This window comes from Lacticaseibacillus sharpeae JCM 1186 = DSM 20505, from assembly GCF_001436225.1.
In the GTDB taxonomy this organism is placed as follows: Bacteria; Bacillota; Bacilli; order Lactobacillales; family Lactobacillaceae; genus Lacticaseibacillus; species Lacticaseibacillus sharpeae.
In genome coordinates, this window is the sequence record NZ_AYYO01000003.1 from 106,527 (window position 1) to 131,835 (window position 25,309).

General features: G+C 53.5%; 28 protein-coding genes. 18 read left to right on the forward strand and 10 right to left on the reverse strand.

Annotated features, from left to right (window positions below; genetic code table 11):
* The first annotated feature begins 18 nt into the window (after positions 1-18).
* The 5 genes from mreB to FC18_RS00775 all read left to right on the forward strand — a co-directional run bounded on the left by mreB (position 19) and on the right by FC18_RS00775 (position 3,074).
* A complete protein-coding gene (mreB, locus tag FC18_RS00765) occupies positions 19-1,008 on the forward strand; it encodes a rod shape-determining protein (protein ID WP_054676525.1) in 990 nt (329 codons plus the stop codon).
* 66 nt (positions 1,009-1,074) lie between these two features.
* Positions 1,075-1,239, forward strand: a complete 165-nt coding sequence (locus FC18_RS11870) for a DNA-directed RNA polymerase subunit beta (RefSeq protein WP_082403823.1) — start codon at positions 1,075-1,077, stop codon at positions 1,237-1,239.
* Between the two features lie 10 nt (positions 1,240-1,249).
* Complete coding sequence (gene yidD, locus FC18_RS11875) at positions 1,250-1,486, forward strand: membrane protein insertion efficiency factor YidD (RefSeq protein WP_082403821.1); 237 nt, start codon at positions 1,250-1,252, stop codon at positions 1,484-1,486.
* Between the two features lie 42 nt (positions 1,487-1,528).
* Positions 1,529-1,750 carry a DUF2969 family protein gene (locus tag FC18_RS00770; RefSeq protein WP_054676520.1) on the forward strand — a complete coding sequence of 74 codons (222 nt, stop codon included), beginning with the start codon at positions 1,529-1,531 and terminating at the stop codon, positions 1,748-1,750.
* Positions 1,751-1,817: 67 nt separating this feature from the next.
* Entirely contained in the window at positions 1,818-3,074 is a 1,257-nt protein-coding gene (locus FC18_RS00775) for an FtsW/RodA/SpoVE family cell cycle protein (RefSeq protein WP_056975299.1), read from the forward strand.
* 46 nt (positions 3,075-3,120) lie between these two features.
* Here FC18_RS00775 and FC18_RS00780 read toward each other — a convergent pair whose 3' ends face one another.
* A complete protein-coding gene (locus FC18_RS00780) occupies positions 3,121-3,531 on the reverse strand; it encodes a hypothetical protein (protein ID WP_054676517.1) in 411 nt (136 codons plus the stop codon).
* Between the two features lie 602 nt (positions 3,532-4,133).
* Here FC18_RS00780 and FC18_RS00785 point away from each other — a divergent pair.
* The 3 genes from FC18_RS00785 (at position 4,134) to FC18_RS00795 (ending at position 6,948) form a co-directional block, all read left to right on the forward strand.
* Entirely contained in the window at positions 4,134-4,964 is an 831-nt protein-coding gene (locus FC18_RS00785; protein ID WP_054676514.1) for a MetQ/NlpA family ABC transporter substrate-binding protein, read from the forward strand.
* A 234-nt stretch (positions 4,965-5,198) separates the two neighbouring features.
* Positions 5,199-6,260, forward strand: a complete 1,062-nt coding sequence (locus tag FC18_RS00790) for a methionine ABC transporter ATP-binding protein (RefSeq protein WP_056975300.1) — start codon at positions 5,199-5,201, stop codon at positions 6,258-6,260.
* 1 nt (position 6,261) lies between these two features.
* Entirely contained in the window at positions 6,262-6,948 is a 687-nt protein-coding gene (locus FC18_RS00795) for a methionine ABC transporter permease (protein ID WP_054676511.1), read from the forward strand.
* A gap of 66 nt (positions 6,949-7,014) precedes the next feature.
* On the opposite strand, the gene FC18_RS12360 is transcribed toward FC18_RS00795, so the two are convergent.
* The 3 genes from FC18_RS12360 to FC18_RS00805 are packed head-to-tail and all read right to left on the reverse strand — an operon-like array spanning position 7,015 to position 9,126.
* Positions 7,015-7,140: a hypothetical protein gene (locus FC18_RS12360; RefSeq protein ID WP_263849224.1), complete on the reverse strand. Its 126-nt coding sequence runs from the start codon at positions 7,138-7,140 to the stop codon at positions 7,015-7,017.
* An 18-nt stretch (positions 7,141-7,158) separates the two neighbouring features.
* Positions 7,159-7,848, reverse strand: a complete 690-nt coding sequence (locus tag FC18_RS00800; protein ID WP_054676509.1) for a YjjG family noncanonical pyrimidine nucleotidase — start codon at positions 7,846-7,848, stop codon at positions 7,159-7,161.
* A gap of 42 nt (positions 7,849-7,890) precedes the next feature.
* A complete protein-coding gene (locus tag FC18_RS00805; protein WP_056975301.1) occupies positions 7,891-9,126 on the reverse strand; it encodes an aminopeptidase in 1,236 nt (411 codons plus the stop codon).
* 382 nt (positions 9,127-9,508) lie between these two features.
* Here FC18_RS00805 and FC18_RS00810 point away from each other — a divergent pair, with 382 nt between their 5' ends.
* Complete coding sequence (locus FC18_RS00810) at positions 9,509-10,111, forward strand: TetR/AcrR family transcriptional regulator (RefSeq protein ID WP_054676506.1); 603 nt, start codon at positions 9,509-9,511, stop codon at positions 10,109-10,111.
* 463 nt (positions 10,112-10,574) lie between these two features.
* On the opposite strand, the gene FC18_RS00815 is transcribed toward FC18_RS00810, so the two are convergent.
* Positions 10,575-11,036: a flavodoxin gene (locus FC18_RS00815; RefSeq protein WP_054676503.1), complete on the reverse strand. Its 462-nt coding sequence runs from the start codon at positions 11,034-11,036 to the stop codon at positions 10,575-10,577.
* Positions 11,037-11,243: 207 nt separating this feature from the next.
* Between FC18_RS00815 and map the strand changes: the two genes are divergently transcribed.
* From map to galU, 4 genes are all read left to right on the forward strand, one after another.
* Entirely contained in the window at positions 11,244-12,035 is a 792-nt protein-coding gene (map, locus tag FC18_RS00820) for a type I methionyl aminopeptidase (RefSeq protein ID WP_054676500.1), read from the forward strand.
* Between the two features lie 107 nt (positions 12,036-12,142).
* A complete protein-coding gene (locus FC18_RS00825; protein WP_056975302.1) occupies positions 12,143-13,138 on the forward strand; it encodes a YihY/virulence factor BrkB family protein in 996 nt (331 codons plus the stop codon).
* A gap of 131 nt (positions 13,139-13,269) precedes the next feature.
* A complete protein-coding gene (locus tag FC18_RS00830) occupies positions 13,270-14,367 on the forward strand; it encodes a phosphomevalonate kinase (protein WP_056975303.1) in 1,098 nt (365 codons plus the stop codon).
* 309 nt (positions 14,368-14,676) lie between these two features.
* Positions 14,677-15,606 carry a UTP--glucose-1-phosphate uridylyltransferase GalU gene (galU, locus tag FC18_RS00835; RefSeq protein WP_056975304.1) on the forward strand — a complete coding sequence of 310 codons (930 nt, stop codon included), beginning with the start codon at positions 14,677-14,679 and terminating at the stop codon, positions 15,604-15,606.
* Positions 15,607-15,658: 52 nt separating this feature from the next.
* On the opposite strand, the gene FC18_RS00840 is transcribed toward galU, so the two are convergent.
* Positions 15,659-16,426 carry a tyrosine-protein phosphatase gene (locus tag FC18_RS00840; protein WP_054676491.1) on the reverse strand — a complete coding sequence of 256 codons (768 nt, stop codon included), beginning with the start codon at positions 16,424-16,426 and terminating at the stop codon, positions 15,659-15,661.
* 322 nt (positions 16,427-16,748) lie between these two features.
* Between FC18_RS00840 and FC18_RS00845 the strand changes: the two genes are divergently transcribed.
* Together FC18_RS00845 and FC18_RS00850 are read left to right on the forward strand one after the other, a co-directional pair.
* Positions 16,749-17,441, forward strand: a complete 693-nt coding sequence (locus tag FC18_RS00845) for a VIT1/CCC1 transporter family protein (RefSeq protein WP_054676488.1) — start codon at positions 16,749-16,751, stop codon at positions 17,439-17,441.
* Between the two features lie 10 nt (positions 17,442-17,451).
* Entirely contained in the window at positions 17,452-18,135 is a 684-nt protein-coding gene (locus FC18_RS00850; RefSeq protein ID WP_054676486.1) for a VIT1/CCC1 transporter family protein, read from the forward strand.
* Positions 18,136-18,185: 50 nt separating this feature from the next.
* Here the strand turns inward: FC18_RS00850 and FC18_RS00855 are convergent, their stop codons facing one another.
* From FC18_RS00855 to FC18_RS00865, 3 genes are all read right to left on the reverse strand, one after another.
* Positions 18,186-19,037, reverse strand: coding sequence for a MucBP domain-containing protein (locus tag FC18_RS00855; protein WP_056975305.1), 852 nt, complete (start codon positions 19,035-19,037; stop codon positions 18,186-18,188).
* A 97-nt stretch (positions 19,038-19,134) separates the two neighbouring features.
* Entirely contained in the window at positions 19,135-19,434 is a 300-nt protein-coding gene (locus FC18_RS00860; RefSeq protein WP_054676480.1) for a DUF1827 family protein, read from the reverse strand.
* Between the two features lie 331 nt (positions 19,435-19,765).
* Positions 19,766-21,958: an ATP-dependent Clp protease ATP-binding subunit gene (locus FC18_RS00865; protein ID WP_056975306.1), complete on the reverse strand. Its 2,193-nt coding sequence runs from the start codon at positions 21,956-21,958 to the stop codon at positions 19,766-19,768.
* Positions 21,959-22,430: 472 nt separating this feature from the next.
* On the opposite strand from FC18_RS00865, the gene FC18_RS00870 reads away from it, so the two are divergent.
* The 3 genes from FC18_RS00870 (at position 22,431) to ptsP (ending at position 24,695) form a co-directional block, all read left to right on the forward strand.
* Positions 22,431-22,619: a hypothetical protein gene (locus FC18_RS00870; RefSeq protein WP_054676477.1), complete on the forward strand. Its 189-nt coding sequence runs from the start codon at positions 22,431-22,433 to the stop codon at positions 22,617-22,619.
* A gap of 88 nt (positions 22,620-22,707) precedes the next feature.
* A complete protein-coding gene (locus FC18_RS00875; protein ID WP_056975307.1) occupies positions 22,708-22,974 on the forward strand; it encodes a phosphocarrier protein HPr in 267 nt (88 codons plus the stop codon).
* Positions 22,974-24,695, forward strand: coding sequence for a phosphoenolpyruvate--protein phosphotransferase (ptsP, locus tag FC18_RS00880; protein WP_056975308.1), 1,722 nt, complete (start codon positions 22,974-22,976; stop codon positions 24,693-24,695). Before FC18_RS00875 ends, ptsP begins: the two co-directional genes overlap by 1 nt.
* A 78-nt stretch (positions 24,696-24,773) precedes the next feature.
* Here ptsP and FC18_RS00885 read toward each other — a convergent pair whose 3' ends face one another.
* On the reverse strand, positions 24,774-25,283 hold the full coding sequence (locus FC18_RS00885; RefSeq protein ID WP_054676474.1) for a hypothetical protein: 510 nt from the start codon (positions 25,281-25,283) through the stop codon (positions 24,774-24,776).
* Positions 25,284-25,309 lie beyond the last annotated feature (26 nt).

A 25,309-nucleotide genomic window follows, 5' to 3' on the forward strand; every position in this document is an offset into this window, starting at 1 on the left:
GAGGGGAGAATTACATTAATGGCAAAAGATATCGGGATCGACCTGGGGACGGCGAACGTCCTCATCAACGTGAAGGGTAAAGGGATTGTTCTGAATGAACCTTCCGTTGTGGCAATCGATACCCAGACGGGCAAGGTGCTTGCTGTTGGTGCTGAAGCGTACAAGATGGTCGGCCGGACTCCAGGTAACATTCGGTCCATTCGGCCACTGAAGGATGGCGTCATCGCCGACTTCGACATCACCGAAGCAATGCTGGAATACTTCATTAACAAGCTGAACGTTAAGGGGTTCCTCAGCAAGCCCAACATTTTGATTTGTGCACCAACCAACATTACTTCCATCGAACAGAAGGCCATTATTCAGGCGGCCGAAAAGTCCGGCGGTGGTAAGGTGTACCTTGAATTCGAGCCTAAGGTTGCCGCTGTCGGTGCCGGTCTCGATATTTTCCAGCCCCAGGGGAACATGGTCATTGATATCGGTGGGGGGACGAGTGATGTCGCCGTCCTGTCGATGGGCGAAATCGTCACCAGCCAGTCCTTACGCCTTGCCGGGGACAAGATGGACGCAGCGATTGTGAGCTACGTGAAGGCTAAGCACAAGCTGCTCATCGGTGAACACACCGCGGAACAGCTCAAGATTCAGATCGGGGCCGTTTACGAAGCCGACAAGTCTGTTTCCATGGAAGTCCGTGGGCGGGACATCGCGACCGGGCTGCCACGTGAAGTTGAAGTGACGGCGGTCGAAGTGCAGGAAGCCCTGCACGACGTTATGAGCGCCGTGATTGCAGCTGCCAAGGAAGTGCTGGAGAAGACGCCACCTGAACTGTCAGCTGACATTATTGACCGGGGCGTTATGCTTACGGGTGGTGGTGCACTGCTTAAGGGGATTTCCAAGCTCTTCGCCGACGAACTGCACGTCCCAGTGCTGCTTGCCGAAGACCCACTGGATGCCGTTGCCCTTGGTACCGGTGTATTGCTTGATAACATCGCGCACCACAAACAGTACTAATCACTTCTGGGTGCGCGTGTTGCTATGGCAACACGCGCATTTTCAGGTTAGAAGGAGACCGTTTCCATGGATGTATTTTCACGGACAATCCGCCGGGTGCTCTTGCTGCTCGGCATTGGGATTATTCTTATGATTTTAGGGGCAATGATTGGTTATGCAATCGGTGGCGGCAATCCCTTTGCCGTCTTTGTCCCGAGCACGTGGACCCATATCTTTGATTTCTTGAAGTAAGGTGATTTGGTTGCAGACGCTTGTTGTCGGAATGATTCACTTTTATCAGCGGTACATTTCCCCCGCGTTCCCGCCGTCTTGCCGGTACCAGCCGACGTGTAGTCAGTACACGGTGGTGGCGGTCAAGCGGTTTGGCGTGCTCCGGGGGCTGCTTATGGGCACGGTCCGCATCCTGCGCTGCAACCCGTTTGTCCGGGGCGGACAGGATCCGGTACCCGATAAATTTAGTTTACGAAGAAACAATTAAAAATAATAATTAAGCATGGAATTAGGTCAGGGAGGCGCAATAATGGCTAAAGAGCGCAACATTAACATTACGATGGACAGTGTCCAGCGGGGCGGCAAGACCGTTTCTGTTTTGCTGGATGGCAAAAACGAAATTGGTTCAATCGAGCCGGCTGGCAGTAAGTTTGCCGCATTTCTCATCGGGGAAGATGCACCGCAGAACTTCAAGAGTGAAGACGAGGCGGTTAATTTCTTGATTGCGGGTTATCACTTGCACCGGCATTAGGCACCGCGCTTAGCGTAGTGAACGATTTACCTAGGGGCGCCGTTTTCAAAGCGAAAATGGCGCCCTTATGCAAAGGAGTGGGAAAGTGAATAGACAGCAAGCAAAAAATGAGGCGCCGCAGCAAGACCGCGTGGACTACGGGATTTTGCTGACAATCATGCTTCTGGGGCTCATTGGCATGGGCGCCATCTACATGGCGGTGGCCAATGACAGCACGCAGGGGGCCGCAATCAAAGCGGTGGTCATGCAGGTTGTCTGGTATGCCGTGGGTGGCGTCGGTGTGCTGCTGATTATGCGATTTGACGCGGAGCAGCTGTGGCGGATTGAGCCAATCCTGTTCGGCATTGGGATATTTCTACTCGTGGCCGTCCTGATTTTCTACAACCGCCAGATTGCGTTCAAAACGGGGGCCAAATCGTGGTTTAAGGTTGGGCCGATTACCTTCCAGCCTAGTGAAGTTATGAAGCCGGCGTACATCTTGATGCTCAGCCGGGTGGTGACGCTGCATAACTCGAAGATGCCCCATAATTTCGCGAACGACTGGCTCCTCATTGGCAAAATGCTGCTGTGGACGCTGCCCGTCGCGGCACTGCTGATTGCCCAGCATGACTTGGGGACGACGCTGGTTTTCCTGGCGATTTTCGCCGGGGTGGTTCTGGTTTCGGGGGTCACGTGGCGCATCATCGCGCCAATTGGCGGGGGCGCCATCTTCATCGGCGGCTCAGCACTGTATCTGGCCACGCAAACCTGGGGGCAACACCTGCTCGAACACGTCGGCTTTGAGGCCTACCAGTTCGCCCGCATTCAGTCGTGGCTGAATCCATCCGGCGCCACGTCGGGGGATTCGTACCAGATTTGGCAGGCGATGAAGGCGATTGGTTCCGGCCAGATGACGGGGACGGGCTTCGGCAACCTCAACGTGGTCGTACCCGTGCAGGAGTCAGATATGATTTTCTCTGTCATCGGCGAAACGTTTGGTTTTATCGGTGCCGGGGTGCTGATTCTCCTCTATTTCCTGCTAATCTACCAGATGATTCGGGTCACGTTTGATACGAAGAACGAATTCTACGCCTACATTTCAACCGGCGTTATCATGATGATTCTCTTCCACGTGCTGGAAAACGTCGGGATGAACATTGGGCTTCTGCCACTGACCGGGATTCCACTGCCGTTTGTTAGTCAGGGGGGCTCGTTCCTGCTTGCAAACATGTTCTCGGTGGGCATGGTGCTGTCAATGCGGTACCACCATCAGAGCTACATGTTCAGCCAAACTGAAGAATTCAAGGGGAGCGGCCAGGGTTCCGAACTGGTTGATAACCCGTAAACCAAAAATGCAGGGCCACCGCATATTACACGGCGGGCCTGCATTTTTATTTCTGTAGATACTTGGAATACTGATCCGGAATCTTATTCTTGTCCGGGTGCTGTTTTTTGATGAGGGTGAAGGTCAGCACGGGTTTTGGCGTGATGCGGTACTCTTCGTTGGCGGTGTTGACCAGAAAGACCGCATTTTCGGGGGTCAGTCCGTATTGTTGCATTTGGCCTTGGGATAGCTGCATCATTTGGCCAGTCTGTTCGCCTTCGTGATCCGCGAAGTCCTGGTTGAGGGCGTTGCCGATGATGCCGGCCGTCACGTCGATGAAGCGCATGAACGGGGAGAAGGTCTTGGTGTGGAGCACTAACACCGTCCGCACGAGCTTGGCGGCGGGGCCGTGTAGCGTGATGGTCGGGGTTTTGGCGTGCAGGGCGCTGAGTAATTCGGGAATGGTTTCGATATCCATGGGTGACCTCCAATTTTATGCTAGGTCCATTATACCAAAATAGCGTGAAACCGATTTACATTATTTAACTTGCGGAGGTCGCCAAATTATTTTGCTAATTTTTCTCACAGTTACCAAAGTTGCGTAAATGCCAATCAGACGCGGTTTGGCGCCGCCGAGCGCGGTGATTTTACGAACCCAACAGAATGATTCATGCGTGAATATTAAAAAAGTTCGGGAAAAATGTTGACAGTGATTAGAAAACTAGTTATTATACAGACATTGAAAGACAACGATAAACGAAGACGTGGGAGAGCGAACTTACACGACCTTAACAGAGACCCCGGATGGTGAAAGCGGGGAGGTACGGTGGTTCAAAAATGGCCTACTGATCGGTGCACCGAGCCCGCTTGCGGGTCAGGCTGCAATGGCTGGCATCCATTAAAGTGCACACGGGTTGTTTGACCCGTTAGTGAGGTCCCTGACTGCAGCAGGGACGACTTAGAATGGTACCGCGTTAATTCGCTTCTAACTTTGGTTAGGGGCGAATTTTTTTGTTTCTCGCCACACATTTATCGTTGTCACTAAACTAGACCACACACAAAACTTGGAGGATTTCCATTATGAAGAAAAAGCTTATCTCACTTGCAACTGCCGCATTGATTATTCCCTTGACGCTCGCCGCTTGCGGCAACAGTTCTAAGTCCAGCGAATCCAAAGAAACCACCGTTAAGCTCGGGGTGATTGGTTCTGACGCTGATGTTTGGAAGCCAGTTGCCCAGCGCCTCAAGAAGCAGAACATCAACTTGAAGCTCGTGCAGTTCACCGACTACAACAAGGTTAACCAGGCCGTTGTTGATGGTGACCTGGACCTGAACGCCATCCAGCACTACGACTTCTTCAACACCTGGGAAAAGGAAAACAAGGACAACAGCCTGGCAGTTATCGGCCGCACCTACATCGGCCCACTGCGTGTTTACTCCAACAAGATTAAGAAGCTGAGCCAGCTGAAGAACGGTGCCAACATCGCTGTTCCTAACGACACCACGAACGAAGGCCGTGCCTTGATCCTGCTGCAAACTGCCGGCATCATCAAACTGGACAAGTCCAAGTCCTCACCAACGACCCGTGACATCACGAGCAACCCTAAGCACCTCAAGTTCACGACGGTTGACGCTTCCCAGACCGCACGTTCCCTGAGCTCCACGGACGCTTCTGTTGTCAACAACGACATGGCCCTGAACGCAAAGCTGAACCCAGACGACGCTATCTACGTTGAAAAGATTAACGCGGCAAGCAAGCCATGGATCAACATCATCGTTGCGAAGAAGAGCGAAAAGAACAAGGCGGTTTACAAGAAGATTGTTAAGGCATACCAGACCAGCGCAACCAAGAAGCAGATCAAGAAGGTCTACGATGGTTCCACGATTGCTGCCTGGGACACCAAGTTCTAAGTAAGGTCTCGAGCATTGCCGCACCAACTTGAATAATTATTGAGCTTAATGCATAGTTACCGCGCAAAGTGGCGGTGACGTGGTAGAATGGTCAATAAATGGTATCGGGCTTATCCAGAGCGGGTGAGCCCGATATTGGTATCAAGGTACACAGTTAGCGCTTACTCCGGTCATTTAGCTAACGCATACGCTGGTTGCACGTTCAAGCAATCAACGAAGGAGGAACCCACACACATGAGCGATGAAGTAGTCCAGTTCAAAGACGTTGATGTCGTCTTTAAAGAAAAGAAGAAGAAGGCTGTCCATGCGGTCAACCACGTGACGTTGAGCGTGGACCGCGGGGATATATACGGAATTGTCGGTTATTCAGGGGCCGGGAAGTCGACGCTGGTGCGCCTGATTAACCTGCTCCAGCGGCCCACGAGCGGAACGGTGACGGTTCTTGGCGACGACATGTTGTCGCTGTCTGCCGCGCAGTTGCGCAGTAAGCGGCGGAAGATTGGCATGATCTTCCAGCACTTCAACCTGATGGCCAGCCGCACCATTGCGGATAACGTGGCGTTCCCCCTGCGCGGAACCATGCCCAAGGCCAAGATTAACGAAAAGGTGACCGAACTGCTCGACCTGGTTGGCCTGGCAGACCGGGCGACCGCGTACCCCGCAGAACTGTCCGGGGGCCAGAAACAGCGGGTCGGGATTGCCCGCGCGCTGGCGTCGGATCCCGAAGTGCTGATCTCTGATGAAGCAACCAGTGCGCTCGACCCCAAGACCACATCCGCAATTTTGGACCTCCTCAAGTCTTTGAACGAGAAGCTGGGCCTGACGATTGTGCTGATTACCCACCAGATGGAAGCCGTTAAGCAGATTTGTAACCGCGTGGCCGTGATGGACGCCGGAGCCGTGATTGAACGCGGCTCACTGCTGGAAATCTTCGCGCACCCGCAGCAGCAGTTGACTAAGGACTTCATCGACACCACCATGCAGCTGGATGCAACCCTGAAGGCCATCAGCAAGCAGCCGGCTGTGCAGCACCTGGGCGCTAATGAACGCCTGGTACGCTTGACCTACGTTGGGGCCAGCACCGACAAGCCGCTCATTGCGACCCTGTACGGCGAGTACAACGTGACTGCCAACATTCTGTTTGGGGACATTCAGAGCTTGCAGGACACGCCATTTGGGAACCTGATTGTCGTTTTGACCGGGGCTGCTGCCGACATTGACCGTGCGCTTGCGTACCTCAAGGCCGGGGATGTCACCGTGACCGATGTTGCCATGAACGTGTCGGAGGAGGACTAATATGAGCTTTTTTGACAAATTTCTCCCGAACGTCATTCCGCTGTGGAGTGGGGATGACGGATTCACGGGGGCCATCAACCAGACGCTGTACATGACCTTCTGGACCACCCTGGTTGCTGGTCTCATCGGGTTGTTCGTCGGGATCTTGCTGCTGCTGACAGATGAACACGGCTTGCTGGAAAACCGGCCATTCTATTCCATTCTGGATAAACTGGTTAATATCTTCCGGTCCATTCCGTTCATCATCTTGCTGGCGGCCTTGAACGACTTCACCCGCTTCATCGTCGGGACGGGGATTGGTTCCCGCGCCGCACTGGTGCCCCTGATTATCGGGGCCGCACCGTTCTACGCCCGGCAGGTGCAAAATGCCTTGCTGACCGTGGATCCCGGGGTGATTGAAGCCGCCCAGGCCATGGGCGTATCGCCAATGGGGATCGTCTTCCGCGTGTACCTGCGTGAAGGCTTGTCCGAGCTCATCCGGGTGTCCGTCCTGACCATTATCAGTATCATTGGCCTGACCGCGATGGCCGGCGCCATTGGTGGTGGTGGTCTGGGGAACCTGGCCATCAACACTGGTTACCTGCGTTACCAGAACGACGTCATTTGGGTCTGCCTGATTTTCATCCTGATTTTGGTCTTCATCGTCCAGTTCATCGGGGACTTCCTGGCCCGCAAGACGCACCACTAGACTACAGCAATACAAAAATGGACCTGAGCAATTTTGCTCGGGTCCATTTTTTTGGCGAAATTTTTGTTAGTTACGCGTGCCGTGGACAAGGGTGAGGATGCCACTCGCCAGCGCAATAGACGCGGACAAAAGCGCGGTGCCAGCAGCGGCGGTGGAGATGATCCCGAGGACGGTGGTTTTCTTATCGTTCATAATGTTCCTCCTAAATGTTTATGCGTTGAGCAGTAAGTCGGAAAGTTGCTGCAGGTCAGTGACGGTGTGCGTCGGGTGCAGCTCAGTCTTGTTGACCTGGTGCTTGCGGTTGACCCAGATGGTCGGTAAGTGGTAGTCGACGCCGCCACGAATGTCCGAGTTGAGGCCGTCACCAATCATGATGGTATCGTTGCGGTCAATATGTGGTTCCGCGGCGAAGATGGCGTCAAAGAAGCGGGGGTCCGGCTTGTCGTAGCCAATCTCTTCGGAAATGTAGACGCCGTCAAACAGCGGGCCGAGGTGGCTGTGTAGCAAGCGGTTGTGCTGGGTGGCCGCATTCCCGTTCGTGCCGGCCAGAATGCGGTAGCCGCGTTGCTGCAGGTTTGTGAGCAGGGTCTTGGCGCCGGGTACCCGGTCAAAGCCGTTGTTCAGGAAATTGCGGTATTCCTTCTCCGCTGCGTGGGCGTCAAAGTCCTGCTTGGCGATGGCGGCACCAAAGCGGGCAAAGCGCACGTCGAGCAACTGGGCGCGGGTTAACTCACCCCGTTCTAGTGCGGCCCACAGACCGCTGTTAACGCGCTTGTAGGTTGCGCGCGTGTCTGCGTTATCGGGAATCCCAAAGTCAGCGAAGACGCCAGTGAGGCCCTTTTCTTCGCTGGCGGTGAAGTCCAGGAGTGTATCGTCTAGGTCAAAGATTAAAGTGGTCAAGATATTTCCTTTCCGTGGTGCTAAATTCGGTGCTAAAACAGGTTAGGCCCAGTTGCCGTTGCGGAAAATTGGGATGATCTGCCCATCCTTGGTAATCCCGTCAACATCGGTTTCTGCTGAACCCATCATGAAGTCAACGTGCGTGTCGGCGTGGTTCAAGCCGACTGCTTCTTGTTCTTCTTCCGTCATTTCCACGCCGCCCTCGACGCAGAACGGGTACGCTTCACCGAGTGCCATGTGGTCGGAGGCGTTCTCATCAAAGAGGGTGTTGAAGAAAATGATGCCGGACTGCGAGATTGGTGACGGGTCGGGCACTAGCGAAACTTCGCCCAATGAGCGGGCACCACGAATGTCCAGTAAACCGTCCAGAACGTGTTGGCCCTTGTCGGCTTTACCACTGATGACCTGTCCGTCCTTGAAGGTGAAGTGCATGCCGTCCAGAATGTTACCCGCGTACGCTAGCGGCTTAGTGGAGCTGACGGTCCCGTCAATGCGGTGGTGGTCCGGCACCGTGAAGACTTCTTCAGTAGGCATGTTCGGCATGAAGTATTCACCTTGGGGGTTAACGGATCCGGCCGCTTTCCAGATGTGATTCTTAGGCAAGCCAACGGTCAGGTCTGTGCCCGGGGCGCTGTAGTGCAGCGCGTCCAGCTGCAGGCCGGTGAGCCACTGCGCCTTGGTTTCGAGCTTGTCGACGTGTGCTGCCCAAGCAGCTTCCGGACTGTCGTTGTAAATCCGGGTGGTCTTGAAAATTTCGTCCCACAACTGGTCCTGAGCCGCTTCCGGAGTGGCTGCGTGAGGGAAGACCTTCTGCGCCCACTTCACGCCGGCAGCGGCGATGATGGTCCAGCTAATCTTATTGGTGACGATGGCATTACTCAGCTTAGCATATGCCTGCTGGTGGCCGGCGTTATAAGCCGCGATGCGCTTGGCGTCAATTCCGGCGAGGTTGTCGGGATCATCGCTCTTGATGGTGATCCGCTTGGCATTTTTGGCGACCCAGTAGTCGTATTGGGCCTGCACGAATGGTGGCTGGGTGGCCAGGCGGTCTTCAGCGAGGTTGGCGAGATCCAGGCGCTTGACCGTGTCGTCAGCCCACTGGACGTTAACTTCGGCGGCCCCGGCCCGGTAAGCACTGGCCACGATTAGGCGTGCCAGGGGTGCCTGGTCAATCGCCACTTGGACGTAGACGGTGTCGCCCGGCTTAACCCCCACGCCAGTTTCAACGGCAAGGTCGGCGTACTTCTTCAGGTTCTCTGCAAAGTTAGGTAATGTCATGTTTTTGCCTCCAATATCATGTGTTAGCCTAATTTTAGCATAGGTTAAGGATTTGCTCTAAAACGTTTTCGTTAAGTTAGGCGGCTTTTGGCGCGGACTGAATTAGATGACCGGTAAGCGGGGCCACCTGGCCGGAATTTGGCTAGGGTAAATTCGCATTAGTTGTTATCTGGTGCACAAGCGCTACACGTTTGGCCGCCAAAATGAGAATCTTCTGCACAAAAACGGGGCTATTGCCGGGAAAATCCCATATATTAGAAAAAAATTCCAAAATGATACAAAAATAGTATTGTTATCTTTCGTAATTTTGATAAAATACAATTAATAACGGTAAGTGTCCAGGGGGATAGCTTGCCGTTAAATTATCCGGGGGGATTACTAAATGGCTCGTCACAAATCAATCACGCGCGACCAGATTCTCGCAGCCGCGTACAAACTGGTTGTCGCGGAGGGATTCTCAAAATTCACCGCGCGCAACATCGCTGCTCAGATCGGTTGTTCAACTCAACCAATCTACCTTGAATTCGACAACATGGCCGAATTACGCACCGCAATCATGGATCAGATCAAACAAGAACTGACCGAAAAGTTCGATAAGGTCTACACACACGACCCAATTATCGATATGGCGCTCACCTACATTGACTTCGCGCTGGAAAACCACAACCTGTACACAGCGGTTTTCGTTGAAGATCACTTCGGGGTTGATGACATGCGCCAGTTCGCCATTGCGGCGGCACTCAAGCGGTTTGAAGCACGCGAAGAGGCGAAGAGCCTGTCCGATACGCAGAAGAACAACATCATTACTGGCCTGTGGATTGTTGCCACCGGGATTGCCGACCTCATGACATCCGGGTTCGTCTCCATGTCCCACGCGCAGATGATCGATATTTTGCAGACGGTCATTAACGTATTCATCGAGAATGGTTCACTTTCAGGCCACGCCGGCGAGGATATTATCGCCATGGCGGCCCGGACTAAGTAAACAACAAATGCATGCAACCCGCCCTTGTGGTGGGTTGTTTTTTTGCATTTCTGTGGAAGTCAGTTAAAAAACTTATGGTCAGTGACAATTTTTTGCCGGGATCAGCCGGGAAAGGGGCAGCCACATCGGTAACGGAAAGAAGCAATGAAGGCCAGATTTGACGTGAAATCCGATTTCGGTTTGCTGCCGCAGGTGATGAAATGCCCGCTGATTTGGCGCAAAATTGTGAACATATCGAACAGTGTGTACTTTACTGACGGATTTTATAATAACATTTAACCCTATGAACTGCTCCCACATGCAGGCGGGTAATCGGCCAGCAGTCTTGTTATTCGACCGTTACTTTATTCGTACTTATAGATTCGATTGGAAAAATACCGGGAACTTTCGCCCGGTGACAAGACAAAAAAATCACCCGTGACCGGCACGGATGATTAGCCAAAATTTCGCTATATTAATGGGTTTAAGCCAGCTTAGCCGCGGCCGCAATTAGCTGGTCGGCAAAGATCTCCAAATTGTCAATGTCTTCTGCCTCAGCAGCGAGGTCCACCTTGACGCCTTCTGCACCCTTAGTCGCGCCGGCTGCGGTGAAGGCATCAGCGAACATATCCACGGCGGTGGCGAAGTCATCATAGAAGCGGTCACCGCTCCCGGTAGTGCCGAAGACCTTCCCGGACAGATCGAGTGCGCGCAGGTCGTCGTAAAAATCTTCGCCTTCTTCAGGCAGCAGGCCGGGGCCACCATCACTGTACGTGTAGGCAGCGACCACGCAGATATCGGCATCCGCGAAGTCGGCCGCCACCGCCTGGCTCATCTCGGTAAGTTCGGTGGGAACGCCACGGTCTTCGAGGGCCTCCTGCACGATTTCGGCGATTTCCTGAGTGTTACCAGTCATGCTGGCGTAAACGATTTTTGCTGTAGCCATGTTTTCCTCCGTCTTGGTCATTGACCGTCTGTTATAGCGTTAGTTTACCATAAAGCGCCGCACTTTTCCGGCACGCACGAAGCGGCACTAGTTGAAGCCGTGGTTTACGTTTTTTGTCCCAACAGTGTATGATGGTAGAGGATATTTTCATCAAGTAGCATATTTAACATCACACGTGCATACGTACGTGAATCTGGAGGCACTATTTTGATTACAATTAAGTCTGAACGTGAAATCGAAGGCATGCGCAAGTCGGGCGCGATTCTGGCCGGCATGCACATCGGGTTGCGGGACATCATCAAGCCAGGCATCTCAAGCTGGGAGATTGAAGACTTCGCCGTGAAGTACTTCGATCAGCACAAGGCGATTCCCGCCGAGAAGGGCTTCGAGGGCTACAAGTACGCAACCTGTGTGGCCGTGAACGATGAAGTTGCCCACGCAATTCCACGTAAGGATCTCATCCTGAAGAACGGGGACATCGTGAAGGTGGACACCGTGGTTAACAAGGATGGCTACTTCAGTGACTCCTGCTGGACGTACGCAGTCGGCGAAATCAGCCCCGAAGCACAGCGGCTGATGGATGTCACCAAGAAGGCCCTCTACCTGGGGATTGACCAGGCGGTGGTTGGTAACCGCATCGGGGACATCGGGGCTGCAATTCAGAAGTACACCGAAGAAGAGAACGGCTACGGGGATGTCCGCGACCTCATTGGCCACGGTATTCAGCCAACCATGCACGAGGCGCCTAACGTGCCGAACTACGGGGTTGCCGGCAAGGGCTTACGGCTCAAGGCGGGGATGACCATCACCATCGAGCCAATGATTAACATCGGGACCTGGCGCATTGCCGTGAAGGAAGTGCCAGAAGGAGACTGGGAATACTACACTTCCCAGGATGGTTCATTGTCTGCCCAGTACGAACACACACTGGTTATCACTAACGACGGACCTAAGATTCTGACCAGTCAGGACCCAATTGCGGACGCTAAGTACCTTTAAGGCGCTGGCTAGGGTAAAATTAATAGTAACGGGAATGGGCGCGGAACTTTCCGCGTCCATCTTCGTGCGTTGCTGGAGTTACTGACGGAGTGCGAACGGGAGAAGACATGAGCAAAAGAAAGTTCGTTGCGCGTATTCAAGGTACGCATGGCGGCAGTCGGCTGGTGCCAATCATGCGCCGCAAAACTACGGTCAAGGCCAAATTGCTCGCGATTTTGGCCTTGTTTTGGCGTCGACTCGGAGATTCCCAGATTAACGAGACCTCTGCGGCGATGGCGTACTATACGATTCTGTCCTTATTCCCCACGATGCTGTTCGGGATTAACGTGGTGGCCCACATCAAGATTGATTTCAGCGGCATCAAGGATGTGCTGGAGCAACTGATTCCGGAGAATATCATCGCCACCATCACGCCAATTGTCCACGACCTGCACGTGAATGCCAGTACGACTTGGCTGAGTGTGGGGGCAATTGTGACGCTGTGGGCGGCCAGCTTGGGGCTGGCGGCTTTGCGCAATGGGTTCAACCGGGCGTACGGCATTCGCCACCCGGTGCAAAACTTCTTGGTCAGCCGCGTTGTTGCCATGATCATGATGGTGGTGCTGCTGATTGCGGTCGTCGGCACCATGGTGGCCTTCGCCTTTGGTCAGCAATTTTTGGAATGGCTCATCAATCAGTTGCAGTTGTCGCCGCACTGGCTGGAAACCTTCCAGACGTGGAAGTGGCCGGTCGCGGTCATGGTGCTGGTGGTCGTCCTGCTGATTGTGGATTACTTCTTGCCGAACGCCAAAATGCGCTTTTGGACCGTGGTCCCGGGGGTTCTGATTACCGGCATTGGGCTGCTGGGACTCACGCAGGCGTTCTCGCTGTACATGACCTATTTCGGCCAGCGGTTTAGCACATACGGCACCCTGGGGGCGTTTATCGTCTTGCTGCTGTGGCTGTTTTTCATGTCGTTCATCATTACCCTTGGGGTGGTGGTGAACTCCGTGGTGAACGAAAGCTTCTATGGCCGGGCCAAGCCGATTGGGAGCAAGGTGACATTCAAGGTACGCAAAATGACCAAAAAACTGCTTAGTAATGGGGCAAAGCAGGGTGATTAAATATCACGATATGATTAAATTTGCCGTTTGGGTGGTTATCCGCCCGCTGGTAAAAGTTTGAAAGTAGTATAATTGTTTTCTTGGAGTGTTAAGGCACTTATATTAGTTAAGTTTGGAAGGGGTTTGGCAGCGTGGTAACAGCTAAGGCACCGGGCAAATTATATATTGCCGGTGAGTATGCGGTGGTGGAGACGGGTTTTCCCGCTATATTGGTGGCCCTCAATCAATTCGTAACCGTCACGATTGAGGACGCAGCGCAGTACGGGAGTATCATCAGCCACCAGTACCAGGAGAATTCGCTCTACTGGCGCCGCGACGGGGATGAACTGGTTTTTGACAACCGGGATAACCCATTCCATTACATTTTGTCCGCAATTCGGTTAACCGAAAAGTACGCGCGCGAATGCGGGAAGCCGCTGGGCCTGTACAACCTCGAAGTTGATTCCGATCTGGACTCGGCGGATGGGAAGAAGTACGGGCTCGGCAGTTCAGCGGCCGTCACCGTGGCGACCGTGAAGGCCCTCAACGAGTACTATGCTTTGGGGATGGGCCCGGAGAACGTGTACAAGCTAGCGGCCATCGCGCACCTGGATGTCCAGGGTAACGGGTCACTGGGCGATATTGCTGCTTCCGTTTACGGCGGCTGGCTAGCCTACCAGTCATTTGACAAAGAATGGCTGGCTTCTGCACGGCGCCGGCACACGCTCACCGAATTACTGCAGATGCCGTGGCCCCAACTGAACATCGAGTTGCTCCAGGCCCCAACCAACATGCGCCTCATGATTGGCTGGACGGGTTCACCCGCCTCCACGTCCCGGCTGGTGGATAAGATTGCGGACGCAAAGAGTGAGCAGTGGGGTGAGTACTCCCGCTTCCTTGAAGGCAGTCGGTCCGTATTACAAGGCATGATCGAAGCCTTCCACAACGCGGATATTCGCGGAATTCAGGACGGTCTGCGGGCAAACCGGATTCTGCTGGCCAGCCTCGCGGACTTGTCGGGGGTGCAAATTGAAACACCGGCATTGACCAAGCTGCGCAGCCTCGCCGAACAGGCCGGGGGCGCGGCGAAGTCTTCAGGCGCTGGTGGTGGGGACTGCGGGATTGTCCTCATCGACCGCGGCATTGACACGACGAATCTGCTGGCCCAGTGGGCGGCGGCTCAGATTGAGCCCTTGCCGCTGCGGGTTCATGAAGTGCAGGATTCAGAATTTCACCCAGTCCGGGGTTAAGATTGCGAACTAGATAATGGCAGGTTTTCCGCCGTATGGTGCGGAATGCCCGCCATTTTTTATTTTCTGAAAAACGCACAATGACGGGTTGCATCCCGGACACAGATACGGGGTACAAGGAAGCCAATACAACTAATAAGCACCAGTAATTAAGGCTGTTTGTGGTGTGTGGCCTAATGAAAGCAACTGTGAAAAGTACCTAAACCAAGCTTTGCTGGCCCATATTTACCCTACCAACTCTGCGCAACATTTAGTAGAATTAAGCCAGCACATAAAGTACGGGGAACCGCAATTAAAGGAGATTACAACATGAAGGTACGTAAAGCCGTTATTCCTGCTGCCGGGCTGGGCACACGTTTCTTGCCCGCAACCAAGGCACTGGCAAAGGAAATGCTGCCAATCGTTGATAAGCCAACGATTCAGTTTATCGTTGAGGAAGCCAAGAAGTCAGGCATTGAAGACATCCTGATCATCGAAGGTAAGAACAAGCGCTCCATTGAAGACCACTTTGACTCCGCGCCAGAATTGGAACAGAACCTGGAAGCTAAGCACAAGGATGCGCTCCTTAAGATGGTCCACGAAACCACCGATATTGGCGTTAACCTGTTCTTCGTTCGGCAGCCATACCCACGGGGCCTCGGGGACGCGGTGCGCCTCGCGAAGTCCTTCGTTGGTGATGAACCATTTGTCGTCATGCTCGGTGATGACTTGATGGAAGACGAAGTTCCATTGACCAAGCAGCTCATCAATGAATACGAACGCACGCATGCCTCCATTCTGGCCGTTAAGCGTGTTCCACATGATGAAGTGTCTGCTTACGGGGTCATCGATCCAAACGCGGAAGTGCACCCAGGCCTGTTCAACGTTTCCCGGTTTGTTGAAAAGCCGGCGGTTGAAGATGCCCCTAGTGACCTGGCAATCATCGGTCGCTACCTGCTGACCCCCGAAATCTTTGACATTCTGGACAACCAGAAGCCAGGGAAGGGTAACGAAATCCAGCTGACCGACGCCATCGACACGCTCAACAAGACTCAGCGCGTCTTCGCCCACGAATTCACGGGTAGCCGTTATGATGTCGGCAACAAGTTCGGCTTCGTCCAGACCACCATTGAATACGGTCTGACCCACCCTGAAGTTAAGGATGAATTGCGCCCATACCTGATTAAGCTGGCCAAGGAATTGGCTGCTGAAGACAAGGCCCAGGCGGCCAAATCAGACAGCAAACCCGCAAAGAAGTAGTTGATCGATACGTAAACGCCCCTGCACTGAACTGTGCAGGGGCGTTTTTGGGTTAATAGCGGGCAAAAAAGCGTGGTTTCTTGATTGGCCGTTCATTGAAGCGGGCGACGTTATCGCCGTTGACCAGGGCCTTGGCGTTCTCGGCGAACTGGATGCCGTATTCGGTGCCCATCTTCTTATCGAGGCGTTTGAAGGCGGCACTCATTTCGTAATCTCGCTTCTCCAGATGGTGCGCGTCAGAGGCAAAAACGTGGGCTAACCCGGCGCGCACGATGTCTTCGGCAAAGGCCTGGACGTTCTTGCCAAAGGTGCCAACGTACGAGCTGGCGGTGACCTGGCTGAGGCAACCGCGACTGATGAGGTCGTACAGTAGCTGCGGGTTGTGCATCATGGCCTCGTTGCGCTCTGGGTGGACGATGACCGGGGTCAAGCCGTGCTGCATAATCTGAAAAATCATGTCGCTAGCGTACGCGGGCACTGCGTCGTGGGGGAACTCCAGCAGCAAATACCGGCCGCTTTCGTCGGTAGTCAGAATGTCGTCATCCTCGATGGCCTGGATTAAGTCACCATTGATGTGCACTTCTTGGCCCGGGAAGACGGTGAGCGGAATCTCCGCCTTGTTCAATTCCGCCTGGAACGCATCGGTGCGATCAATCACATCTTGGGCGTGGTTGGTGTAGCGGCCGTTCATGTGGTGCGGCGTCATAAGTGCGTGGGTAATTCCGTCGGCCACGGCGGCTCGGGCCAATTCTAGTGAGTGGGCCAGTGAGCTGGAGCCATCATCCACACCTGGCAATAGGTGACTATGTACATCGATCAATTTGCGGTCCTCCTTGGTTAGTAAGTCCATTATACAGCAGCACATATTATCACGGTTAATTATGTGCAAGCGGAAGATTAACCACAAAAAGTCAGCTTTTTACTGAAAACGTGTTGCGGACGCACCGGGGGTAAGAAAAGATGTGTATCTGCAAGCACTTATGTAAAGAGAACAACAGTAAATTAATTCGGATTGCCTAACTATGGGCGAATATTGACGGAAAAATAACGATATGCGTTTGAAAACACTCATGCAAGTGCTACACTTATTGATGTAGTTTTAACAGGTAAATGATTAATAAATATGTACGTAGAAGTTGGGGATGGATTTCTTGCAGAAAAAAGCAATGTCACTGGCCGAAAAGATTAATCTAATTCGGGCCGGCGTGATGGGTGCCAACGACGGGATTCTCTCGGTCGCGGCAATTGTGCTGGGGGTCGCGGCGGCCAATGCCAGCGCGTCCACGGTGCTGCTCGCCGGGATGGCCGGGATGCTGGCCGGCACAATCTCGATGGCGATGGGTGAATACGTGTCCGTGCACGCTCAGCGGGACGCAGAAAAACGTGCGATTGCTGACGAGCGGGTGCGCCTGGCCGTTAACGAAGCCGGGGAACGTGAATTTGTGACCCAGAAGTACGTTGATTCGGGCATTAGCCGCGAACTGGCCAGCAAGGCGGTGACCGAAATGTTCACTGAGGCGCCAATCAACACGGCCGTCCGTGAACGCTATAACATTGACCCGACGGCAACCACCTCCGCGGTGGGCGCTGCCATTACGTCCATGATTTCCTTCCCGCTGGGGTCATTGCTGCCGATGCTGATGATCACACTTGCGCCGGCTTCTTGGCGCATTGCCGGAACCATTGGCGCGGTGGTCATTGCCCTGGCTGTGACCGGCTCGATTGCCGCGAAGCTCGGGAACGCGAACGCCGTGCGGGCGCTAATCCGGAACGTGATTGCTGGGTTGATTACAATGGCGGTCACGTACGGGGTTGGCCACCTGTTTGCGCGTTAGGAGGGTGAACATGGATACGAAGAAAAAGGAACAATCACTCGCGATGCGGGCCAACACCCTGCGTGCGGGGGTGCTCGGAGCGAACGATGGGATTCTCACCGTTGTCGGCGTCCTCTTTTCTGTTGGCGCGGTCACCACGGATTCATTTACCTTGTTCATCGCTGGACTGGCTGATTTGCTCGCTGTTGCCTTCTCGATGGCCGGCGGGGAATATGCCAGTGTCAGCTCCCAACGCGACACAGAGGCCTCAGCAGTGCGTGCAGAGGCGGTTCTGCTCAAGTCCGACTTCGCCGGTGAGCGGGCGGCAGTTGTCGCCAGCTACACCGACCGTGGGGTGAGCGTGGACACGGCCAACGAAATTGCGGATGAACTGCTGCAAAAACAGCCGCTGAAGACGGTCGTCGGGGTCAAGTATGATTTGGATCCCAGCGAACTGATGAATCCCTGGATGGCGGCGCTGGCCAGCTTAATCTGTGCCGCAATCGGGGGGGCACTGCCGCTCGCAGCGCTCACCTTCCTGACGGGGATTATGCGCTGGATTGGGACAATCATCGCCACTGTGATTGCCGTGGGTCTCACCGGGCTGTTTTCCGCCAAGCTGGGGCACGGGTTCGTGCGCGCGGCGGTAGTGCGGAATATCATCATCGGCATCATCACGATGTTTATCCACTACGGCATCGGGCGGCTTTTCTAAATTCATATTTTGATACAGCAAAAGGCTGGGACGATTAGGTCCCAGCCTTTTTAGCGCGGTAAGAATGGATTTTGCTGATGACCGCGGGTGTTGTCGTTCGTGAGCCATTGGGCACCGCCGAGACTGAGCCACACTTTGTGGTCCGTTGTGGTTTGAACGGCCTCGAAGACCCGCCAGAACGTGCCCTGGGGGAGCAGTACCGGTAGCGGCAAAACGCCGGCGGGGGCGTCGAAGACCGGCTTATCAGTTAGCAGTTCGATATAGGCGACGTTGGGCAAATGCAGCGGCGTAATGGGCACTACTTGGTAGCGGAACGTGACGACGCGGATGCGCTTGGTGAAGGTACCAGTTGCAGTGCTTGCACCAACGACCATCGCGGCAAAATAATTCAGTGGTTTGACGGTATACTCAGCGCCGAGCTTGCCGTTAATGCGTTCGGCGGGGCAGAGCAGCTGCCCATCTTGATCGCGGTGGAAAACAATCACGGGGGCGCCAGCAATGCGTTCGTAATACAGGACGATACTCTTGCGGTGGTGCGGGAACGTGGGTTGAAAGCCAAGGGCGCGGACGAAAATCCAATCGGCAATGGGCGGATAGTTCAGAACTAATTTGCTGCCTGGAAGCCCAGCAATGATGGTTGGTTGGGCAATGCGCGCACCAGTGTCAATGTCCCGGTAATCAACGCGGACGCGAATGCGGTGGGGCCGACGTACTGACCCAGTCGCCTGCGTGGCGGCGGGTGTACTCCGTGTCGCAGGCTGTACTGTTTGCTTTGGGCCAAGTTCAGGCGTCTCTGATGGCAGTTTATAATTTATTTTGTTTTTATGTGGGCGACGGCGGTGCCGAGTTGAGCGTTTTGACTCAGGGCGTGCGCGTTGCCATAAATAATCAGATATTTGCATAGGCGTCTTCCTGAGTGCGGGGTAAATGCAATTACACACCAAAATAGATTCGCAACCAGGGCGAATTTATTTTGGTGTGTAAGGGTCAGTGCGTCTTCTAAACGGAGGCCGCTGCGTCTTCAGTAGTCCGGAACGTTACTTCAGCTAAGTGCCGAGAACGGAGTACCTTGACCTCTTTAATCGTTTTGCCAGTTAGTTCGCGCAATGCAAAGTCAATCTCGCTATTCTGGATATTTCGGCGTTCGTTTGTGAAGAGTACTTCTTGGTGGTGTGGCGATTCGGTAAAGACGACCGTCGTCTGACCCAGGGAGTAGACTTGCACGAGCTGAGCGTTGGTGTTCGCTAACTGCTGCGAAACTAGGTGTGCGTATGAGTTGGTGACATCGATAAGCCGCATCGTGTATCAGTCCTTTCGTTCCTTGTATATGTTAAGTATAAGGGAATGAGGAGTCACTTTCCAGCATTTTTTGAAAACGTTCACTATTGATTTGTGATTGGTTTACCTGCTCCCTGGATATGGCTATTTGGCGCGCTTTTTTTCACAAAATGCGCCCGTAATTAACACCGGCGCCATATGCGTGCTGGCAATTGGCCGCAGGTTATCCGGAATTGTACGCTGCAGCACTGGTAAAATGTGAACACCATTAAATTGGTCTACCACCGTCAAAATGCATAAAAAAAGTCGCCACACGCGGCGGCGACTTTGCAGATTAAGTTGTAATCATTGGTTACTTGGCAGTGGCGGCCGTCACGGCGATGTGACCGTCAACAATCCGTGCTTCCAAATTCTTGGCGTCTGGGTGATCCAGGTAGTAGTCCGCAATGCGGTCTTCAATCTGTTCCTGGATAACGCGGCGCAGTGGGCGGGCACCCATGGCCGGGTCATAGCCCAGTTCGACCAGCTTGTCCTTGACGGGAGCAGTGACCTTAATGGAAAGGCCCTGTGCCTTAATGTTGGCGCTGGTGTCTGCAATCATCAGGTCAACAATCTTCAGCAGACTGTCCTTGCCGAGGGCCTTGAACTCAACGATGTCGTCGAAGCGGTTCAAGAATTCGGGTTTGAAGTAGTTACCCAACTGACTGAGCACGCTGTGGGTCGTGCCGTTGATGCTGGCCCCAAACCCAACGTTCGCTTCCGCGTCAGTGGCGCCGGCGTTACTGGTCATGATAATCAGCGTGTCCTTGAACGAAACCACGCGGCCCTGGCTGTCGGTCAACCGACCGTCATCCAGAATCTGCAGGAACATGTTCATGACGTCTGGGTGCGCCTTTTCAACTTCATCCAGCAGAATCAAGCTGTATGGGTTGCGGCGAACCTTTTCGGTCAACTGCCCGGCTTCCTCGTAACCAACGTAGCCAGGAGGGGAACCGATGAGCTTAGAGACGCTGTGCTTTTCCATGTACTCAGACATGTCGAAACGAATCATTGCGTCTTCGGAGCCGAACAGGACGGCGGCTAATTGCTTGGCCAGTTCGGTTTTCCCGACCCCCGTTGGGCCAACGAACAGGAAGCTGCCGATTGGCCGGCCGGTCTTGTTGAAGCCGATGCGGTTGCGGCGAATTGCCCGGGCAACCTTGTCGACCGCGGCGTTTTGGCCAATCACCTTGCTGGCCAGAGTTGGGGCGAGGTCCTTGAGCTGCTGCTGTTCTTGCTGCTTGAGTTCACCAACTGGAATGCCGGTTTTCTCTTCAACAATCTGCTCCATGTCCTTCTCGGTGACTTGGGGCTGCTGATCCTCAGGCAGGTCTGCCTGGTCCTTTTGCACCTTCTGCAACTTGGTGACTTGATCCCGGTAGAAGGCGGCCTTTTCGTAGTCTTCACTCTTCAGTGCGGCTTGCTTCTGGGCTTCAGCATCGTTAATCTTCTGCTCAATTGCCTTCGGGTCAACGGTGGTAATCGTCAGGTTCTTCCGGCTACCGGATTCATCCAGCAAGTCAATTGCCTTGTCGGGCAGGAACCGGTCCTGGATGTAACGTGCAGACAACTGGACCGCGGCCTTGATGGCGTCATCCGTGTAGTGCACGTGGTGGTAGGCCTCATAACGGGGCTGAATCCCCTCCAGAATCTTGATGGTTTCTTCTGGCGTTGGCTCGTTGACTGTAACTGGCTGCAGCCGGCGGGCGAGGGCGGAGTCTTTTTCGATGCTCCGGAATTCGCTGCTGGTGGTGGCCCCAACAAGTTGGAGTTCACCGCGGGCGAGGGCCGGCTTCAAGACGTTACCCGCGTCCATGCCCCCTTCAGCGTTACCCGCGCCAACGATTTCGTGGATTTCATCGATGAACAGGATGACGTCCGTCCGCTTCTTCAGTTCGTCGAGCAGCTGCTGCATCCGCTGTTCGAATTGACCGCGCATGCTGGTGCCTTGAACAAGGGAAACAACGTCAAGCCGAATGACCTGCCGATCCTGCAATTTCTGTGGTACTTCGCCATTTGCAATCTTCAGGGCAAGTCCTTCAACGACCGCCGTCTTCCCGACACCAGCCTCACCAATTAAGACGGGGTTGTTCTTCGTCCGGCGGTTGAGAATTTCGATGACCCGTGCGATTTCGTTATCGCGGCCGATGACTGGATCAATCTCGCCGCGCTTAGCTGCATCGGTGAGGTTAACCCCGTACTGACCCAGGATTCCGCCGCGGTTGCCATTGCCACCGCCTTGACGCTGACCGCGCATTTGCCCGGTAGTGTTTTCGCTTTGCGGATTGCCCGCCGCAGCATTGCCGTTGCCCATTGCCCGGAAAATGTCATCGAGGCTGTTGAAACCAAATGGGTCGTTCGACTGGTTGGTTGCCTGCTGGTTCATGTTCTGTTCCTTGAGCTGCTGGTAGCAGTTCTGGCACAGGTTGACCTCTTGGCGACTACCATTCACGCTGGTGTACAGGTGGATAGTAGCCGGGTTCTTCTTGCAGTTTTCACACAACACTATTTGTCACAACCTTTCTATTGATGGTGTGCGGCCCGAAAATCAAGTTAAAGTCTGCTTGACCTTCCTTGACCATGCCCATAGTATAACGCAGCTTCGCCTAATTGCAAGCACTCTAAAGGTGAGAGTGCTAATTTCTGGCGCCGTCAAAAAAGCCCATCTGTCCGGTTAGCGTTTGACCGTGAATTTAGCGCATTAATTTTGGCCAAAACGCGGGGAAAATGGGTGACTGCTGAACACGTCATTTAGGCGGATAAGATAGAAATAACCGACTGTAACGGGGCCGGTGCGGTGAAAAGTTTACTTATTCTTCAATAATCCACAACCCACCGTCTTATCAGCAGTTTCCGGCGCAAGTACTGCCCGAACACCTGAATTTTGTGGCAAAAAATGCGAAAATGAAAAGGCGTGCATTGTACTGAAACCGATTGCGTGTTAAACTAATTTGCATTCTGAAAGGGAGGAATCATTTTTGGCGACCAACTATGTCGAGCTAATGGACAAATTACGCGCTGGTGAAATTGACGAAATCGATATTTCGCCGGCAAACTTCATGGAGTTTCGGGCTGCCTGGACTAATTATCCAGAACGCAAGGAAATCGTGGGGACGGCCAAGCGTGGTGGGAACATTATTTACCATTACGAATCTGCAAACGCGTAACCGCTATTATAAAAGACTTGTTAACTGCCCGTAAAAATGGTAACCTTTACAGGAATTGATTTTAACCAGACCAAAGGAGAGATTTTTCATGGAAACTCGTGAATACAACGTTATTGCAGCTAGTGGGATCCACGCCCGCCCAGCAACCTTGCTTGTTCAGGCAGCAAGCAAGTTCACTTCAGACCTCAACCTTGAATACAAGGGCAAGTCTGTCAACCTCAAGTCCATCATGGGCGTTATGAGCCTTGGTGTTGGCCAGGGTGCCGACGTAACCATCTCTGCTGAAGGTGCCGACGAAGCTGACGCAATTGCAGCTATCGACGACACGATGAAGAAGGAAGGCCTGGCTGAATAATGACCAAGGAACTTCAGGGTATTGCCGCGTCCGACGGGATTGCTATCGCTAAGGCGTACATGCTCGTTCAGCCCGACTTGTCCTTTACCAAAACAACAGTTGAAGACACAGCCGCCGAAGCAGCACGTTTTGATGCTGCTATCGAAGCTTCTAACTCAGATTTTACTCTTATCCGTGCTAAGGCCGCTGAGTCACTCGGGGAAGAAGAAGCTCAGGTGTTCGATGCCCACATGATGATTCTGGCCGACCCTGAGTTCACTGGCGCTGTTAAGTCAAAGATTGAAGACGACAAGGAAAACGCTGAACAGGCACTTTCCGACGTTTCTTCAATGTTTATCGCCACCTTCGAAGCAATGACTGACAATGCATACATGCAGGAACGTGCTGCGGATGTCCGCGACGTTTCCCAGCGTGTGCTCAGCCACTTGCTTGGTGTTCAGCTCCCTAACCCAGCGCTCATTGACGAAGAAGTAATCGTGGTTGCCCACGACCTGACGCCAAGTGACACTGCGCAGCTGAACAAGAAGTACGTTAAGGCGTTTGTTACCGATATCGGTGGCCGGACTGCGCACTCCGCAATCATGGCTCGTTACCTGGAAATCCCAGCTGTTGTTGGGACCCAGGAAATCACCAATTCCGTTAAGAACGGTCAGCTGCTTGCAGTTGATGGTTTGACCGGGAAGGTAGTTGTTGACCCAGAAGCTGACGAACAGGCAAAGCTCAAGCAGGAAGCTGCTGACTACGCCGCACAGAAGGCTGAATGGGCTCAGCTCAAGACTGCTGAAACGGTTACCGCTGATGGCAAGCACTTCGATTTAGCTGCCAACATCGGTACACCAAAGGATTTGGACGGGGTCCTCGCTAACGGTGCTGAAGCCGTTGGTCTGTACCGGACAGAATTCCTGTACATGGATTCTGCCGAACTGCCAAGTGAAGAAGATCAGTTCCAGGCTTACAAGCAGGTTGTTGAAACCATGAGCCCTAAGCCTGTGGTTGTGCGCACAATGGATATCGGGGGCGACAAGCACCTGCCATACATGCCACTGCCAGAAGAAATGAACCCATTCCTTGGTTACCGTGCAATCCGGATTAGTCTTGACCGTCAGGAAATCTTCCGCACCCAGTTGCGCGCATTGCTGCGGGCATCTGCATTCGGTAAGCTCCGCATCATGTTCCCAATGATTGCTACAATCCAGGAATTTGAAGCAGCGAAGAAGATTTTCACCGAAGAAAAAGACAAGCTTGTTGCTGATGGCGTCAAGATTTCTGACGACATTCAGCTCGGGATTATGATTGAAATCCCAGCAGCTGCTGTCCTTGCCGACCAGTTTGCTAAGCACGTTGACTTCTTCTCCATCGGGACCAACGACCTGATTCAGTACACAATGGCTGCTGACCGTGGTAACGAACACGTTTCTTACCTCTACCAGCCTTACAACCCTTCAATCCTGCGTCTTGTTAAGCACGTTATTGACAGTGCGCACGCTGAAGGCAAGTGGGTTGGTATGTGTGGTGAAGCTGCTGGTGACCCAATCATGGTGCCACTGCTGCTCGGTCTCGGCCTGGACGAATACTCCATGAGCGCAACCTCCATCTTGAAGGTTCGTTCCCTCATGAAGAAGCTGTCCACCGAAGACATGAAGAAGCTCGCTGACACAGCGATTAACGAGAACATCTCCAACGACCAGAACAAGGCCCTTGTAGAAGCTAACGTTAAGTAAAAAGCCAATAAAGTAACCCCCAAGCATTCCGCTTGGGGGTTATTTTTATGCCGTGATGAAGTGGCACTGAATATGGAACTAGTCGAGGTATTCGTGTGGGGCCAGAACCTTGTAGCCCGTCTCGTGGTATCCGCGCGTGGTTGCTGCCCGGTCCATGTACTTACGCATGGGTTCGAAAGCGGGTGTTTCCTTCAGCTGGTAGAAGTCGGTGCTGCGTTCCCATGATGAGATGAGCACGTACTGAATGTGGTCGGACTTCGCGCGCCCCAAGGTGATGTTCCCTAAGCCGGGGAACCGATCACGGCTCGCGAACAGTTTGTCCATCCCGTTGTTGAACAGGGTTTCCTGATCAGATGTGATGTTGAAGTACATGAACTGAATGAACTCGCCGTGGCTAATCTTGCCGTAACTGTGAGCGACGTTGAACTGAATGGGGGCGCTGAACTGGCCCGCACCCGACATGTCGAGTAACATGAAGTCCCGACCATTGCCACTGGGCTTGAGAAGGTACGCTGGTTGCGGTACCTTAGAAATAAGCATATTAAGTAATGATTGCGTTCCGAAAACGGTTTGGATTGTTTTAGTCATTAGTGCACCTCCAATCTCATTATACC

Bases quoted from the DNA above. Each gene is read 5' to 3' on its own strand.
- FC18_RS00780 (WP_054676517.1), bottom strand. From the start codon at position 3,531: ATGGATATCGAAACCATTCCCGAATTACTCAGCGCCCTGCACGCCAAA.
- FC18_RS00775 (WP_056975299.1), top strand. From the start codon at position 1,818: ATGCAAAGGAGTGGGAAAGTGAATAGACAGCAAGCAAAAAATGAGGCG.
- FC18_RS00790 (WP_056975300.1), top strand. From the start codon at position 5,199: ATGAGCGATGAAGTAGTCCAGTTCAAAGACGTTGATGTCGTCTTTAAA.
- FC18_RS00770 (WP_054676520.1), top strand. From the start codon at position 1,529: ATGGCTAAAGAGCGCAACATTAACATTACGATGGACAGTGTCCAGCGG.
- FC18_RS00805 (WP_056975301.1), bottom strand. From the start codon at position 9,126: ATGACATTACCTAACTTTGCAGAGAACCTGAAGAAGTACGCCGACCTT.
- FC18_RS00885 (WP_054676474.1), bottom strand. From the start codon at position 25,283: ATGACTAAAACAATCCAAACCGTTTTCGGAACGCAATCATTACTTAAT.
- FC18_RS00855 (WP_056975305.1), bottom strand. From the start codon at position 19,037: ATGCAAATATCTGATTATTTATGGCAACGCGCACGCCCTGAGTCAAAA.
- galU (WP_056975304.1), top strand. From the start codon at position 14,677: ATGAAGGTACGTAAAGCCGTTATTCCTGCTGCCGGGCTGGGCACACGT.
- FC18_RS00810 (WP_054676506.1), top strand. From the start codon at position 9,509: ATGGCTCGTCACAAATCAATCACGCGCGACCAGATTCTCGCAGCCGCG.
- FC18_RS00875 (WP_056975307.1), top strand. From the start codon at position 22,708: ATGGAAACTCGTGAATACAACGTTATTGCAGCTAGTGGGATCCACGCC.
- FC18_RS00825 (WP_056975302.1), top strand. From the start codon at position 12,143: ATGAGCAAAAGAAAGTTCGTTGCGCGTATTCAAGGTACGCATGGCGGC.
- FC18_RS11870 (WP_082403823.1), top strand. From the start codon at position 1,075: ATGGATGTATTTTCACGGACAATCCGCCGGGTGCTCTTGCTGCTCGGC.
- FC18_RS00785 (WP_054676514.1), top strand. From the start codon at position 4,134: ATGAAGAAAAAGCTTATCTCACTTGCAACTGCCGCATTGATTATTCCC.
- ptsP (WP_056975308.1), top strand. From the start codon at position 22,974: ATGACCAAGGAACTTCAGGGTATTGCCGCGTCCGACGGGATTGCTATC.
- FC18_RS12360 (WP_263849224.1), bottom strand. From the start codon at position 7,140: ATGAACGATAAGAAAACCACCGTCCTCGGGATCATCTCCACCGCCGCT.
- FC18_RS00850 (WP_054676486.1), top strand. From the start codon at position 17,452: ATGGATACGAAGAAAAAGGAACAATCACTCGCGATGCGGGCCAACACC.
- FC18_RS00795 (WP_054676511.1), top strand. From the start codon at position 6,262: ATGAGCTTTTTTGACAAATTTCTCCCGAACGTCATTCCGCTGTGGAGT.
- FC18_RS00845 (WP_054676488.1), top strand. From the start codon at position 16,749: ATGGATTTCTTGCAGAAAAAAGCAATGTCACTGGCCGAAAAGATTAAT.
- FC18_RS00815 (WP_054676503.1), bottom strand. From the start codon at position 11,036: ATGGCTACAGCAAAAATCGTTTACGCCAGCATGACTGGTAACACTCAG.
- mreB (WP_054676525.1), top strand. From the start codon at position 19: ATGGCAAAAGATATCGGGATCGACCTGGGGACGGCGAACGTCCTCATC.
- FC18_RS00860 (WP_054676480.1), bottom strand. From the start codon at position 19,434: ATGCGGCTTATCGATGTCACCAACTCATACGCACACCTAGTTTCGCAG.